The 13,511-nt window shown below is 69.6% G+C and carries 15 protein-coding genes and 1 pseudogene; 7 read left to right on the top strand and 9 right to left on the bottom strand.

The genetic code is table 11. From position 1 onward, the window contains the following. Window positions 1-28: 28 nt before the first annotated feature. Window positions 29-301 (bottom strand): carboxymuconolactone decarboxylase family protein, encoded by a 273-nt coding sequence (locus ACFWFI_RS06100; RefSeq protein ID WP_387386134.1) that lies wholly within the window; start codon window positions 299-301, stop codon window positions 29-31. 238 nt (window positions 302-539) lie between these two features. Between ACFWFI_RS06100 and ACFWFI_RS06095 the strand changes: the two genes are divergently transcribed. After that, window positions 540-1,406 carry a helix-turn-helix domain-containing protein gene (locus ACFWFI_RS06095; RefSeq protein ID WP_387386067.1) on the top strand — a complete coding sequence of 289 codons (867 nt, stop codon included), beginning with the start codon at window positions 540-542 and terminating at the stop codon, window positions 1,404-1,406. A gap of 12 nt (window positions 1,407-1,418) precedes the next feature. Here ACFWFI_RS06095 and ACFWFI_RS06090 read toward each other — a convergent pair whose 3' ends face one another. The 5 genes from ACFWFI_RS06090 to ACFWFI_RS06070 all read right to left on the bottom strand — a co-directional run bounded on the left by ACFWFI_RS06090 (window position 1,419) and on the right by ACFWFI_RS06070 (window position 5,783). Then, on the bottom strand, window positions 1,419-2,267 hold the full coding sequence (locus ACFWFI_RS06090; protein ID WP_387386065.1) for an SDR family oxidoreductase: 849 nt from the start codon (window positions 2,265-2,267) through the stop codon (window positions 1,419-1,421). 76 nt (window positions 2,268-2,343) lie between these two features. Further along, window positions 2,344-3,378 carry a zinc-dependent alcohol dehydrogenase family protein gene (locus ACFWFI_RS06085; protein WP_387386062.1) on the bottom strand — a complete coding sequence of 345 codons (1,035 nt, stop codon included), beginning with the start codon at window positions 3,376-3,378 and terminating at the stop codon, window positions 2,344-2,346. 76 nt (window positions 3,379-3,454) lie between these two features. Continuing rightward, window positions 3,455-3,826: a DUF2255 family protein gene (locus ACFWFI_RS06080; RefSeq protein ID WP_387386060.1), complete on the bottom strand. Its 372-nt coding sequence runs from the start codon at window positions 3,824-3,826 to the stop codon at window positions 3,455-3,457. Between the two features lie 93 nt (window positions 3,827-3,919). Next, window positions 3,920-4,768: an aldo/keto reductase gene (locus tag ACFWFI_RS06075; RefSeq protein WP_387386058.1), complete on the bottom strand. Its 849-nt coding sequence runs from the start codon at window positions 4,766-4,768 to the stop codon at window positions 3,920-3,922. A gap of 37 nt (window positions 4,769-4,805) precedes the next feature. After that, window positions 4,806-5,783, bottom strand: a complete 978-nt coding sequence (locus tag ACFWFI_RS06070; RefSeq protein ID WP_387386056.1) for an aldo/keto reductase — start codon at window positions 5,781-5,783, stop codon at window positions 4,806-4,808. Window positions 5,784-6,031: 248 nt separating this feature from the next. On the opposite strand from ACFWFI_RS06070, the gene ACFWFI_RS06065 reads away from it, so the two are divergent. From ACFWFI_RS06065 to ACFWFI_RS06055, 3 genes are all read left to right on the top strand, one after another. Then, entirely contained in the window at window positions 6,032-6,910 is an 879-nt protein-coding gene (locus tag ACFWFI_RS06065; RefSeq protein WP_387386054.1) for a helix-turn-helix transcriptional regulator, read from the top strand. A gap of 404 nt (window positions 6,911-7,314) precedes the next feature. Beyond that, window positions 7,315-7,908 (top strand): ArsR/SmtB family transcription factor, encoded by a 594-nt coding sequence (locus ACFWFI_RS06060; RefSeq protein ID WP_387386051.1) that lies wholly within the window; start codon window positions 7,315-7,317, stop codon window positions 7,906-7,908. Window positions 7,909-7,941: 33 nt separating this feature from the next. Then, window positions 7,942-9,198 (top strand): MFS transporter, encoded by a 1,257-nt coding sequence (locus ACFWFI_RS06055; RefSeq protein WP_387386049.1) that lies wholly within the window; start codon window positions 7,942-7,944, stop codon window positions 9,196-9,198. Between the two features lie 21 nt (window positions 9,199-9,219). On the opposite strand, the gene ACFWFI_RS06050 is transcribed toward ACFWFI_RS06055, so the two are convergent. Both ACFWFI_RS06050 and ACFWFI_RS06045 read right to left on the bottom strand, forming a co-directional pair. Beyond that, entirely contained in the window at window positions 9,220-9,549 is a 330-nt protein-coding gene (locus ACFWFI_RS06050; RefSeq protein ID WP_387386047.1) for a branched-chain amino acid transporter permease, read from the bottom strand. After that, the gene (locus ACFWFI_RS06045; protein ID WP_387386045.1) at window positions 9,542-10,174 is read right to left on the bottom strand and encodes an AzlC family ABC transporter permease; all 633 of its coding nucleotides are present in this window, start codon (window positions 10,172-10,174) and stop codon (window positions 9,542-9,544) included. Before ACFWFI_RS06045 ends, ACFWFI_RS06050 begins: the two co-directional genes overlap by 8 nt. Before the next feature lie 176 nt (window positions 10,175-10,350). On the opposite strand from ACFWFI_RS06045, the gene ACFWFI_RS06040 reads away from it, so the two are divergent. Continuing rightward, window positions 10,351-10,809 carry an Lrp/AsnC family transcriptional regulator gene (locus ACFWFI_RS06040; RefSeq protein ID WP_387386042.1) on the top strand — a complete coding sequence of 153 codons (459 nt, stop codon included), beginning with the start codon at window positions 10,351-10,353 and terminating at the stop codon, window positions 10,807-10,809. Window positions 10,810-10,923: 114 nt separating this feature from the next. After that, a pseudogene (locus tag ACFWFI_RS06035) lies at window positions 10,924-11,043 on the top strand (phospho-N-acetylmuramoyl-pentapeptide-transferase); the annotation flags it as partial. Between the two features lie 244 nt (window positions 11,044-11,287). Here the strand turns inward: ACFWFI_RS06035 and ACFWFI_RS06030 are convergent. Then, entirely contained in the window at window positions 11,288-12,610 is a 1,323-nt protein-coding gene (locus ACFWFI_RS06030; RefSeq protein ID WP_387386040.1) for a geranylgeranyl reductase family protein, read from the bottom strand. Between the two features lie 297 nt (window positions 12,611-12,907). On the opposite strand from ACFWFI_RS06030, the gene ACFWFI_RS06025 reads away from it, so the two are divergent. Further along, window positions 12,908-13,495 carry an Imm21 family immunity protein gene (locus ACFWFI_RS06025; RefSeq protein ID WP_387386038.1) on the top strand — a complete coding sequence of 196 codons (588 nt, stop codon included), beginning with the start codon at window positions 12,908-12,910 and terminating at the stop codon, window positions 13,493-13,495. The last annotated feature ends 16 nt before the right edge of the window (window positions 13,496-13,511 follow it).

Genomic DNA, 13,511 nt, shown 5'->3' with positions numbered 1-13,511 from the left:
ACAGGCGCGTGTCCGTCCGGGGTCCGGCTCAGCGCCCGGTCGCGTCGGTGATCTGCTTGAGGCGGCCCAGGGCATCCATCGCGTTGGGCCAGCCGGCATAGAAGGCCAGGTGGGTCAGCGCCTCGGCCAGCTCGTCACGTCCCAGTCCGTTGTCCATGGCCAGCCGCAGGTGGAAGGTGAGCTGCTCGCCCCGGTACAGCGCGGCGAGCGCGGTCACCGTGACCAGGCTGCGATCCCGCGGGGAGAGCCCCGGACGGTTCCACACATCCCCGAAGAGAACCTGATCGGTCAGTTCGACCATCTTCGGTGCCACATCGCCCAGCGCCTGCCGTGCGGGGGATTCTTTTTCCGCCACGCCAATTTCCTCCAGTTACATCCATCGGCTCGTCGACCGAATTCCTGACCCTTTTCGTGGTCTGCTCCCCATGGTTGCACCCAGGCGCGCGACAGTGCAGAGGAGAGTTTTATCCTGGGATGAAAACATCCTGGGAGAGATTCCTCCCCCTCACGCGAGGCTCGCCCGCTGTCACACTGGTGGCATGAGTCCGACACCGCATCTCAACGAGCTGGGCGAGTTCCTCAAAGCGCGCCGGGCCGAGCTCAGCCCTCGAACCGTGGGCCTGCCCGACAGCGCCGGTCACCGCCGGGTGACCGGGCTGCGCAGGGAAGAGGTGGCCCAGCTCTCGGCGATTTCGACGGACTACTACACCAGGCTTGAGCAGGGCCGCATGCCTGCCTCGGCACCCGTCCTGGACGCGGTCGCCCAGGCGCTGCACCTGGACGACGACCAGCGGCGCTATCTGTTCGGCCTGGCCGGGAAGGAAACCGCCAAGCCCCGTCGCCGCGCCCGTCAGAAGGTACAGCCGCAATTGCGCAGGGTCCTGGACGACCTCACCGCCACGCCCGCCGTCGTAATGGGCCGCCGGATGGACGTCATCGCATGGAATCCGCTCGCGGCAGCTCTGGTCACCGATTTCTCCGCCGTCCCGGAGAAGCACCGCAATTACGTGCGCATTCTGTTCACCGACCCCGCGATGCGCACGCTGTACGCCGATTGGAAAAGCGTCGCCCGCACCAGCGTCGCGCAATTGCGCATGGAGGCGGCCAAGTACCCGGACGACCCCCGGTTGACCGCCCTGGTCGGTGAGCTGTCGGTCCAGGACCCGGACTTCCGACAGTGGTGGGCCGCGCATCACGTCGCCACCCTGAGTGTCGGCACGAAGGTCCTCCACCACCCGGTCGCCGGTGAGCTCTCCCTGGACTGGGACACCCTGACCGCCAGCACCGACCCCGACCAGCAACTGGTCGTCTGGACCGCCGAGGTCGGCTCCCCCACCCACGACGGGCTGCGCATCCTCGCCTCCTGGGCCGCGGACCAGCACCTCTCGGCCACTCCGGCGGAGTGAGGGCGGCCTCGGTCAGGGGGTGGTCAGTTCGCCTGTGCGCAGGGCCGAGGTGACCCCACCGTCCATGAGGAGGTCGGCACCCGTGATGAAGCCGGCCTGGCGGCCGAGGAGGAAGGCGGCCGCTTCGGCGACCTCGTCGGGCGTGCCGAACCGTCCGGCCGCCGACACCTCGCGCACGTGGTCGAACCATTCGCGACGGGGCCCGGACAGCTCGTCCTGGGCAAGCGGTGTGATGATCACGCCGGGGCTGACCGCGTTGAGGCGGGCACCTCGCTTTCCCCACGCGGCGGCGGCCGTCTGTACCCGCAGTGAGTTGGCCCGCTTGGACAGAGCGTAGGCATGGACGGTGGAGCCGATCCGGCCGGGCTGGAGGAACGGCAGCGCCAGCAGCTCCGCGGTCTCGGCCGTGGCGAGCGCGTGCTCGATCTCCGGGGCCCAATGGCTCTCCCGGTGCCCGGCCATGCTGGCGATGACCAGGCCGGCCCCGCCCGGGGCGACGACGCGCGCGAAGGCGTCGAGGACCATCGCGGTCCCGACGAGGTCGACGTGCAGAATGCGTTCGACGGGGGCCTGGGTGGGTGAGACGCCCGCGGTGTGCACGACCTGGGCGACGGGGCCCAGGACGGCGGCCGCTTCGGCCAGTGCCTCGACGGCGCCGTGGTCGGAGACGTCGGTCACTCGGGTGACCACATCGTGGCCCTCGCCGCGCAAGCGGTCGGCGGCAGCCGTAGCTGCCTCGTCACGGTGGTCGGCGAGCAGCACCTTGCGGCCGGCGCCGATGCGGCGTGCGATCGCCAGGCCGATGCTCCCGGAGCCGATGACGACGGCTACTTCCTTGGCCCACTCGGCTTTTTCGCTCATTTCCGGAGTCTCCTGATGCTTTCGTGTCCCGGTCCGGGTGCGAACCGACCAGTGCCTTGCTGCGGGCGCCGTCCCGTCATGGCGTGATCAGGACTTTCAGGGCCTCACGGTCGTTCATCGCCCGGTAGCCTTCGGCGATGTCCTCCAGGCCGAGCGTGCGGTCGAAGACGCGGCCGGGCCTGATCGAGCCGTCGAGGACGTGGGGCATCAGCTCCTCGATGTAGGCGCGGGCGGGAGCGACGCCGCCGGTGAGAGTGATGTTTCGCATGAAGTCACCGAAGCCGAAGGGCACGTCGGTGAACTGGGGTGCCCCGACGCGGCTGATCGTGCCGCCGGCGCGGACCACGCCGAAGCTCTGCACGAGCGCGTCCTGGAGGCCTACGCACTCGAGGACCTTGCGGGTGCCCTCACCGCCTGTCAGGTCACGGACCCGGGCGATGCCTTCGTCACCCCGTTCGGCCACCACGTCGGTGGCGCCGAAGTCGCGGCCCAGGTCGGTGCGCTTCGTGTGCCGGCCCATCAGGATGATCCGGTCGGCGCCCAGCAGCCGGGCGGAGATCACGGCTGCCAGGCCCACGGCGCCGTCACCGACGACGGTGACGCTGTCGCCGCGTCCGACGCCGGCGGTGCGGGCCGCGTGGTAGCCGGTGCACAGGATGTCGGAGAGGGTCAGCAGATCCGGCAGCAGTTCGGAGTCCTCCCCCACCGGCAGGCCGACCAGGGTCCCGTCGGCGTACGGGATCCGGGCGGCCTGTCCCTGGCCGCCGTCGACTCCGTTCACGCCCCACGACCCGCCGTGCACGCAGGAGGTCTGCAGCCCTTCGCGGCAGTACGCACAGGTGTTGTCGGAGTAGACGAACGGAACCACGACGACGTCGCCGCGCTTGAACCGCCGCACCTCGGATCCGGTCTCCTCGACGACCCCGAGGAACTCGTGTCCCATGTGGCGGGGCCGGTCGGTGGGCGGCAGCGACTTGTAGGGCCACAGATCGCTGCCGCAGATGCAGGACAGCACGATCCGCACGACCGCGTCGGTGGGGTTCTGGATCTTCGGGTCGGCGACGTTCTCGACGCGTACGTCGTCGGCCGCGTACAACAGGGTGGCTCGCATGAGCGGAACTCCTCGAAATGGGAAGGGGGTTGGCAGGTGCCGCGTCAGCGGCGTGAGCGGTGTGCGGTGCCGTGCCTCAGCGTGGTTCCAGGCGGAGGGTGGAGGCGCGGGCCCGGTCGGTCAGGACGTGCTCGACGATGCCGGGGTAGCGCGCGTACTTGTCGCGGTAGGCGGCGTCCACACCCGTGTACGCGCTGGGATCCGCCTCACGGAAGGCCACCTCCTGCCGCACACCGCCGGCTTCGATGCGGCCCTGGTGGCGGGACTGCGTCCCCCGGTACCAAGGGCCGTCGGGGCCCTTGACCGAGCGGACGTAGATCTGGTCGCCGGCGCGCACCACCCACATGGTCACCGGATCGCGCAGGCTGCCGTCGCCGCGTTCGGACTGCAGGTCCAGTTCCTCGGCTGCGCCGATCTGCTCCAGATCCGAGCCGTTCCAGGTCTTCATGGTCTTTCCTTCCGAGCGGGGGGCGGGATCGCGGGGCGATGCGCGTCGCCGGTGATGCGACGGCGGGCTTCACGGGGGCGGGCGTTCAGGCGTTCAGGCGTTCAGGGTGACGTTGCCGAGTCGGCTGACAATGGCCGGGTCGCGGTGGTCGAAGAACTGCGACGCGCCGGTGTCCAGGGCGACGACGGCCGCCATCTGGTCGTCGGTGAGCTCGAAGTCGAAGACCTGGAAGTTCTCCGCCATGCGCTCGGCGCGAACCGACTTGGGGATCACGACGACGTTCCGCTGGATGAGCCAGCGCAGGACGACCTGGGCCACGGACTTGCCGTGCGCGGCGGCGATGCCCGTGAGCACCGGGTGCGTGAAGAGGTTGTTCCGGCCCTCGGCGAAGGGGCCCCAGGACTCGATCTGGACCCCGCGTTCGCGCATGAGTTCCTGATCGGCCGTGCGCTGGTGGAAGGGGTGGGTCTCGATCTGGTTGACAGCCGGCGTGACCTCGTTGTGGTCGATCAGGTCCACCAGCCGGTCGGTGTGGAAATTCGAGACGCCGATGGCCCGTACGAGGCCCTCGCGGTGCAGGCTCTCCATGGCCCGCCAGGAGCCGTAGACGTCGCCGTAGGGCTGGTGGATCAGGTACAGGTCGAGAGAGTCCAGGCCGAGCTTGCGCAGTGAGGTGTCGAAGGCGCGCCTGGCCTTGTCCTCGCCCGCGTCGGAGATCCACAGCTTGGTGGTGACGAAAAGGTCCTGGCGCGGGATGCCGCTGGTCCTGATCGCGCGGCCCACTGCCTCCTCGTTGCCGTAGGCGGCCGCGGTGTCGAGGGACCGGTATCCGGCTGCGAGGGCGTCGATGACTGCCTGCTCGGTCTGCTCGGGCGGGATCTGGTAGACGCCGAAGCCGAGGATCGGCATCTCGACGCCGTTGTTCAGGGTGACGGTCTGCATGAGGGTTCCTTACGCTCGTGCGTGCGTGGGTCGGGTGTCAGCGTTCGAGCATCTGCCGGGCGCCCTCCGGGTGGGTCTCGCCGGCGGCCGCGGGCAGGCTGCTGAGCTTGTCGATCTGCTCGGTGGTCAGCCGGACACGGTCGGCCGCGGTGTTCTCCTCGACCCTGTGGACACGTTTGGTGCCGGGGATGGGCGCGATGTCGTCGCCCTGGGCGAGCAGCCACGCCAGCGCGACCTGCGCCGCGGTCACATCGGCTTCTTCGGCGACGGCCTGGACCTCGTCGGCGATGCGCAGGTTGCGCCGGAAGTTCTCGCCAGAGAAGCGCGGATTGCCGTGCCGGAAGTCGCCTTCGGCGAAGTCCTCGGTGGAGCGGATCGTGCCGGTCAGGAAGCCGTGCCCGAGCGGGGAGAAGGGCGCCAGGCCGATGTTCAGGTCACGCAGGACCGGCAGGACCCGCTCCTCCAGCCCACGGGTCCACAGCGAGTACTCGGACTGCACAGCGGCGACGGGGTGGACGGCGTGGGCGCGGCGGATGGTGTCCGGCCCGGCCTCCGAGAGGCCGAAGGCGCGGACCTTGCCCTGGGTGATCAGCTCGGCCACAGCCCCGGCGGTCTCCTCGATCGGTGTGTCCGGGTCGACGCGGTGCTGGTAGTAGAGGTCGATGTAGTCGGTGCCCAGCCGTTCGAGCGAGCCTTCGACGGCGGTGCGGATGTTGGCCGGGCTCGAATCCAGGTTCCAGGGGCCCGGCCCCGAGTGGGCGACCATGCCGAACTTCGTCGCCAGCACCACCTGGTCGCGGCGGCCCTTCAGGGCCCGGCCCACGAGTTCCTCATTGGCGTAGGGGCCGTAGATCTCGGCTGTGTCGATCAAGGTGACGCCCAGCTCAAGGGCGCGGTGCAGGGTGCGGACGGACTCCGCCTCGTCGGTTCCGGAGTCGGTGTATCCGTGGGACATGCCCATGGTCCCCAGGCCGATCCGGGAAACCCGCAGGTCGCCCAGCTTGATGTGCTGCATCGCTCGTCACCTCTCGTCGTTCGTCGGGCACCCGGCGTGCCATGGGCGGTCAGAGCTGCGCATCGGTACCCACCGGGGAGCAGCGATTCACGGCCGGTGCTCCATGTGGACACGCTGCGACGTCTTCCAGCCTGCCGCCGTATGCCGACGACAGCCAGGCCGAGGTGTGCGGGGGGCCGGCCAGCGGGGGTGTGACAGGGCCCCCCTGTCCGGGCGTGTCACGGTGGTCGTGGGGAGACACTGGTGTCATGGCACCTGAGCAGCACGGCAGCGGCGACGAACTGGGGCGCTTCCTGCGCGCGCGCCGCATTCAGACCAGCCCCCAGAGCGCCGGCCTGACCCCCGGGCCCGGCATTCGCCGCACACCGGGCCTGCGCCGCGAGGAGCTGGCCACCCTCGCCGGGGTCAGCATCGACTACTACACCCGCATGGAACGCGGCAAGGAGACCCGGCCCAGTCCCGCCGTGGTCGACGCCCTCGCCCGTGCCCTCCAGCTCGACGACGCCGAGCACCAGCACCTGCGTGACCTCGCTGCCCGCTACGCGACCCAGCCCGCACCCGTTCCGAGCCGTACGGTGCGCCCCCAGCTGAAACTACTGCTGGAGACGGTGCGGCCCAACCCCGCCTACGTCGTCAGCCGCAGCATGGAGATCCTCGCCCACAACCCCGGCGGCCTCGCCCTGTACGCCGGAATCGACGAGTGGCCTGCCCGGCAGCGCAATCTCGCCCGCTACCTCTTCCTCCACCCCGCCGCCCGCGAGGTCTTCACCGACTGGGACAACCAGATCCGCGGCTGCGTCGCCCGGCTCCGCGCCCTGGCCGGTACCGACCCCGACGCTCCCGACCTCGCCCAGCTCGTAGGCGAGTTGCTACTCAAGAGCCCCGCCTTCGCGGGCCTGTGGGAGCGTTACGAGGTCACCGGCCGCAAATACGCCACCAAGACCTTCCAGCATCCGCAAGTCGGCAAGATCACCCTCGGCTTCCAGGGAATGGAACTCGAAGGCACGCCCGGCCAGCGCATGGGCGTATACACGGCCGAGCCCGGCACTCCGGACCACGACGCCATGCTCCTGCTCGACATGACCGCCTCCCACAACGAGCCACGCCCCTCGGAGCAGCGGAGGTGACCGGGCCGCGCGCAGCGGCGCACCTGCCCAGGGCGGCCAGGTCCTCGTCGGGGCGGCTCGACCACCGGACTCCGCACCGACGGCAGCTCGGCTCGTGACGGACTCCCGGGCCCTGACCGCATAACGGCCTCGGCTTGATCCACCCGCACACACCGCGCGTTTTCCTGCGGCGACACCTCAGCTCCGGCCACCTGCGCACCGGCCGAACGGTCCAGGACCTCGCGACCGCCATCGGAGTCGCACGGGACTCGCACAGACCGTCGCCGACAGCAACCATCCCGCCCGGACCGGCGTCGACGATGTGTTCGGCATCCGGCTTCCCAGGTAATGGAGCAGGGAGGCCGCCCTCGGGCAATCATGAAAGAATAATTGCGCAATTATTCCTTCACATCTAGGCTGGGCGCATGCGACCGAAGCACGAGCCCGAGCAGATCACCGACCTGTCCCGGCTGAAGGCATTCACCAACCCCCTGCGGATGCAGCTCTACCGGCTGCTGTACGCAGCGGGCACGGCGACCGCCTCGCAGCTCGCCGAGCAGGTCGACCAGGCACCGTCGCTGGTCAGTTACCACCTGCGCAAGCTGGCCGAGCACGGTTTCGTGAGCGAGGCGAGCGGACAGAGCACCGACGGCCGGGAGCGGTGGTGGCAGGTGGCGTCCGAGGAGGGCTGGGGCTTCCGCAGCTCGGACTTCGCGGACACGCCCGAGGGCACCGCCGTCGTCGGCGCGGTGACCCGTGGAATCTTCGACACCCGCGTCTCGCAGTACCGCGCCTACCTGGACGAGACGGGCGCGTGGGGCAAGGCGTGGACCGACGCCGCGTTCAGCTCGGAGTGGCTGCTGGACCTCACCCCCGCCGAGCTCGCCGAGATGAGCGACGAACTCCAGGCAGTGGCCCAGCGCTGGCGGGAACGCGGCAAGGCCGCCAAGGAGACAGGTACCGCAGAGGACCGCGAGCACGTGTCGGTGCACCTCTACAGCTTCCCGTTCCGGCCCTGACACGCCTGGCCCATGACTCCGCAGGAGCCCACCATGACGACCACGGATCCGGCCCTGTCCGAACACCCCACCACACCGGCCTACCGCGACGGCAACGTACTGCGGTGGCTCACCGCGTACACCGCCTCCCTCGTCGGCGACAGCGTGTACTTCGTCGCCCTCGGCTGGTCGGCCCAGAAGGCGGCCGGCCCTGCCGAAGTCGGCCTTGTCATGGCCGTCGGGGCGCTGCCACGCGCGTTACTCATGCTCGTCGGGGGCGTGGTGGCCGACCGGTTCGACCCTCGCCGGGTGATTCTCGCCAGCGACGCGCTGCGCTGTCTTCTCATACTGGCTGTGGCCGCCGGCATCGCGCTGACCTCACCGGCCCTGTGGATCCTGGTCGCGGTGGCTCTCGTCTTCGGCGCCGTGGACGCGCTGTTCGTACCCGCGATCGGGGCGCTTCCGCCGCGGATCACCAGCCCCGACCAGCTGGCCCGTGTCACGGGCATGCGCTCCCTGTCGATGCGCCTGAGCCAGATCGCCGGACCGCCGATCGGCGGCCTGGCGATGGGACTGGGAGGCACGGCGGCCACTTTCGCCGTCGCCGGCCTGCTCTTCGCGCTTTCCCTGCCCTTCCTGCTGACGATGCGAATACGACCCCTCGGGGTGCCCGACGCGAAGCAGCCGGAACTCGGCACAGCGCGCGCGGACTTGCTCGACGGACTGCGCTATATCCGCCGCCATCGCCTCGTCGGCCCGCTCGTCGCCGCCGGCGCCGTCTACGAGCTCGGCCTCGTCGGCACCCTCAACGTCGGCATGGTGCTCCTCAACGCGGAGCGCGGCTGGGGGCCTTCCGGCTACGGCTGGATCGTCAGCGGCTTCGGTGCGGGGGCTGCGGCCAGCGCCGCACTGCTCGCGATCGCGGGTTGGCTGCCCCGTGCCGGTCTGGTGCTGACCGGAACGCTACTCGTGGGCGGTGCGGGAGCGGCCACCATCGGGCTGGTGCCGGCTCTTTGGATCGCCGTGGTCCTGGCCGCGGTCACCGGTCTGTGCGCGGGCGTCTTCGGCAGCCTGAACAACGCCCTCATACAGACCGCCACAGATCCCTCCTACCTCGGCCGGGTCACCTCCGTCGCCATGCTGGCCCTGGTCGGTCTCGCTCCTCTCAGCTACCCGCTGGTCGGCGCTGCCATCGGGGCCTGGGGCAGCACCTCGGTGTTCGTCGGCTGCGGCGCCTTCGCCGGCCTGGGTGTGGCCGTGGCCCTGGCCTCCGACGCGGTGCGGCGTGCCGAACTCCCCCGGCCGCGCTGACGACCGGGTCCGGCATGGATCTCAGCCAGCGAAGACGGTGCTGGCGAGGATCACGTGGACCGCGGTGCCGCCGAGGATGCTCAGCAGCGCGCTGCGGCGCCAGAGGTGCAGGCCGATGGTGGCGGCCAGAGCTGCCGCAGGGGCGAGGGCACTTGACCGGGTTACGGGTATGTCGTGCAGGCAGTAGACGACCAGGATCACCATGACGCCGACGGGCATGCGGGTGCTGAGGTACTGCACGGTGCTGCTCGCCCGCAGTGGGGCGAGGGCGGCGAAGGGCAGGGCGCGCAGGGCCCAGGTGACGGCGGCGGCGACGAGGATCGCGGCGATGGCGTAGCCGGTGTCAGGCACGGGTGGGCCTCCTGCCGGTGGCGACGCGACGGGCCAGAAGCCCGGCGGTGAACAAGGCGAAGGCGGCCAGGAGCATCTGCTCCGGGAAGAGCAGCCGGGCGGCCACGGCACTGAGGAGAGCGAGCACGGGGGTGGGCAGGTCGCCGCGCAGGTCGCGGATGGCGTCGAGGGCGAGGACGGTGAACAGGGCGGTCAGGGCGAAGTCCAGGCCGGTGACGCCGTCCGGGATGAGGGAGCCGAGCAGAGCACCGGCGGTGGCGCTGCCGGCCCAGTACACGTGCATGAAGAACTGGAGCCACAGGATGCGCGGGCCGGACCAGGTCCGGGACCGCTCGGTGCCGGTCAGGGCGTACGCCTCGTCGGTGAGCGCGAAGGTGCTGTACGTCTTGGCGAGGCGGCCCCGTACGCGCTCCAGGGGGAAGGAGAGCGCGTAGAAGACGTGCCTGGCGTTCACCAGGAATGCCGCCACGGCTATGGACGCCGGCGAGGCCACGGCGACGACCATGCCGATGAGCAGGAACTCGAACGAGCCGCCGTAGACGAGTGCGGCGGACAGCGCCGCCCACCACCAATCGAGCCCGGACTGGACGACGAGCGCCCCGAAGGCGAGACCGAGCGGAACCATTCCCAGGCCCACGGACGCGCAGTCGCTGAGAGCTGCCCGCGCCTCGGACCGCTTCCGCGGCGGAGGATCGGACACTGGCCGACGCCGGCCGGCAATGACGGGACTCATTTCCATGTCGCAATTTTAGTAAGAATCCCGCCTAATTTGATTGCTGATTGTTCCCGTATGATCTCTCTATGAGCAATGAAAGTAACCTGGATGCGATCGACCGAGACATTTTGTTTCATCTACAGGCGGACGGTCGACTGTCCAACGTCGAGTTGGCCAAGCGGGTCGGCCTGACCCCGCCCCCGTGTCTGCGCCGGGTCAAACGTCTGGAGGAGAGCGGCGTCATCACCGGCTACAAGGCAGCCATCGACCCCGCCGCCCTGGGACGCGAGCTGGAGGTCCTCGTGGACGTGGAGATCTACGCCCAGGACCGCAAGAGCTTCGAGTCCTTCGAGTCCACCGTGGCCGCCTACGACGAGGTCGTCGAGTGCCGGCGCATGTACGGACGCCCCGACTACTTCCTCAGGGTCGCGGTAGCTGACCACGCAGCCTACGAAGCCTTCATCACCGGCAAGCTCTCCGGCCTGCCCGCCGTCCTGCGTCTCGAATCCCACCTCACCATGAAGACCATCAAGGCGAACGGTTGAAGCCACCGCCAACCCGGTGGACTCGTCCGGCGTGGGCAACGCCGGGACGGACGGCTCGCCGGAAGTCCTGAAGCTCCTCGTTCCAACAGCCCGACGGCGAAGGCGGGGCGGCCTCATCACTTCGAACTCAAAGGCTGGTCCGAAGTACTCGTCGTGGTGCGCTTCCGGACCATCCAGGGCTTGTGCGTCACCGTCGGTATCGGTCTGTTCCACTCAGAATGGGCGGCGGACTGAGAGGGCCTTCTCGACAGGGTGCAGGCGTGCGCGTCCTCATAGCCCGGCTCGCCGGTGGCTGCCCCTCCCCTTGAGCCCGCAACGGCGTCTTGCTCCGGTTGAACACCAGGCGTTCCCCGCCCCGAGCGAAAAAGTGGTGCAGGCTCCCGCAGCCGCCCCACCGACACCGGGCCCGCGAACAATCGCAGTCGCAGCGCCGGTGCCCTCCGGGCCGCAACACCGCGAAGGAACAGATCCGTTCGGGTTACCGACTACGAGTCTCCAGGCCCCGTGCGCGCCGGCTCGACGCGGGAACCATCCGTACGACACTCCGGACCACGGTATCGATGAGGTCGTCGGAGGGTGCGTCGCTTCCGTGCGTCAGCAATCGGGCGAGAGTGCGCACCAGGGCGGGCGAGGCCATGACACGGCTGTTGAGGAGCGGCCGATAGCCGTAGCGGGCGAACACCAGCTCGGCAACGGTGTTGCCGAGCCGGTAATAACGCCCCCAGCGGCGGTTCACTTCGCTCGCGTACTGATGCAGAGCCTGCTCCCGCCCGGGGCCTTCGGGGCGGTGCAGGGCGAGAGCGACTGTCTCGGCGGCCACCTCACCCGCCTCCATGGCCTGAACGATGCCTTCACCGCTCCATGGACTGACCATGCCGCCGCTGTCACCGACCAGGAGGAGACCGCGGCCGTACTGCGGCCTGCGGTTGAAACCCATGGGCAGCGCGGCGCTCCGCAGCGGCGAGTCGGCGTTCTGCTCCTGCAGTTCCCAGTGCGGAGGCACCCTGGTGAGCCACCGGTCCATGGTGGCCCGCAGATCGACGGTCCCGTGACCCCGGTGGGGCAGGGCCCCCAGGCCGACATTCACGCGACCGTCACCGAGCGGAAAGATCCATCCGTATCCCGGCAGATCACGGCCGGTACGGGAACATCGCAGATCGGCCCAGAGCTCAAGGTAAGGGTCATGGGTGCGGGCCTCGCTGCGGTAATAGCGGCGAGCGGCCGTGGCCATCGGCTTGCCCGGATCCCGCTCCAGCCCCATGGCAAGCGCGGTTCGGGCAGAGGCACCGTCGGCGGCGATCACCACGGGGGCATGGTAGGTCCTCGGCTGCTTGTCGGCTCCCGCGACGGCGCTCACGCCGACGATGCGTCCTGCACGGTTGGTCAGGGGGCCCGTTGCCTTCGTCTCCAGGCACAACCGCGCACCGGCGGCCACGGCCTGTCGGACCAGGATGTCGTCGAAGTCGTGCCGGGACCGGGTGAGGCCGAAGTCCGGGTGGCTGCCCGAGCGAGGCCAGTCGATGTGCACCTGGCGCCCCCCGCATACCCACCGCATGCCCTTGGTGCGCATCCAGCCCGGAGCGTCGATGTCCACCCCCATGCGCACCAACTGCTGTACGCCTCGCGGGGTGAGGCCGTCCCCGCACACCTTGTCCCGGGGGAAGGTTCCCTTCTCGAGCAGCAGTACGTCCACGCCGGCCCTCGCCAGGTGCAGCGCCGCAGCCGAACCCGCGGGCCCCGCGCCCACCACGATCACCTGTGCCTGGTGATCGCCGGAACCCACACCCTCGTCTGACTCCACTTGCTGACTCCTCGATGAGTGGGGCGGGTCGAAAATCCGACGTAGCACCGGCATTCGCGGTTCGTTCAGCAGACCCTGCTCAGGGCCTCCGCACCGAGCACATACCCTGCCTGAGCCCGGAGCACCCTCTCGGCCGGGTGGCGAAGTCGTATCCGCTGTGCCGGGGATCGGTGCAGGCCGGCTCTCGCCGACGCAGCTCTCCGGCCAAGGACTGTCCCGCAACTACGGGGCGCCGCAGGCCCTGGACGCTACTGGGCCACCGCGGGCGTTGTCAGTGGGTGCGGGCACACTGACGGCATGAGCGTCTCTTCGTCCACCGCAGCCGATGCGTCCCACACCTCCCCCGTCTGGGTGGAGTCGATGGGTGGGCCTTTGATCGTCATCCCTGTATCGGCGTTGGCTGCATGGCGTGGGTGTACGGAGACCGGGGTCATGGTGGGAGACGCCACTACTGCAGACGACTACGACCGTGCCTGCGGAGTAGATGACCTGGCCGGTGTGATTGCCGTCGGCGAGAACGGAGCGCAGGCACTGGTGCTGGCGGACGAGCCGGCCACCAGCTGCTATCTACCCGAGCACCGAGCCTTCCTGCGGTGGCTTGCCGCCGACTCCGAGGCCGAGCTGAGGGCTGCGGCAGGGGCTGTCCTCGCAGACCCGGTAACTCCGTGGGAGGAGTGCGGTACGTGGGTGTCGGACGGTCCAGCGACGCTCATGGACTCCGCCGAATCAGGCTCCGAGCTGGACATCGAGTATCCCGGCGGCGGGATGCCCGCCCAGGCATCGGTCCCGCTGCCCGTCGGCCGCTGGAGGGTCCGTGCCACCCACACCACGGTGGACGAGGGCAACTGGGTGGGCCTGGTCCAACTCCTGCCTGTCGAATCTTGAACAGATAGGGCTTCGT

Source organism: Streptomyces sp. NPDC060209 (assembly GCF_042728155.1).
Lineage (GTDB): Bacteria > Actinomycetota > Actinomycetes > Streptomycetales > Streptomycetaceae > Streptomyces.
Note: the sequence above shows the minus strand (reverse complement) of the source record. Positions and strands in the feature narration are given on the sequence as shown.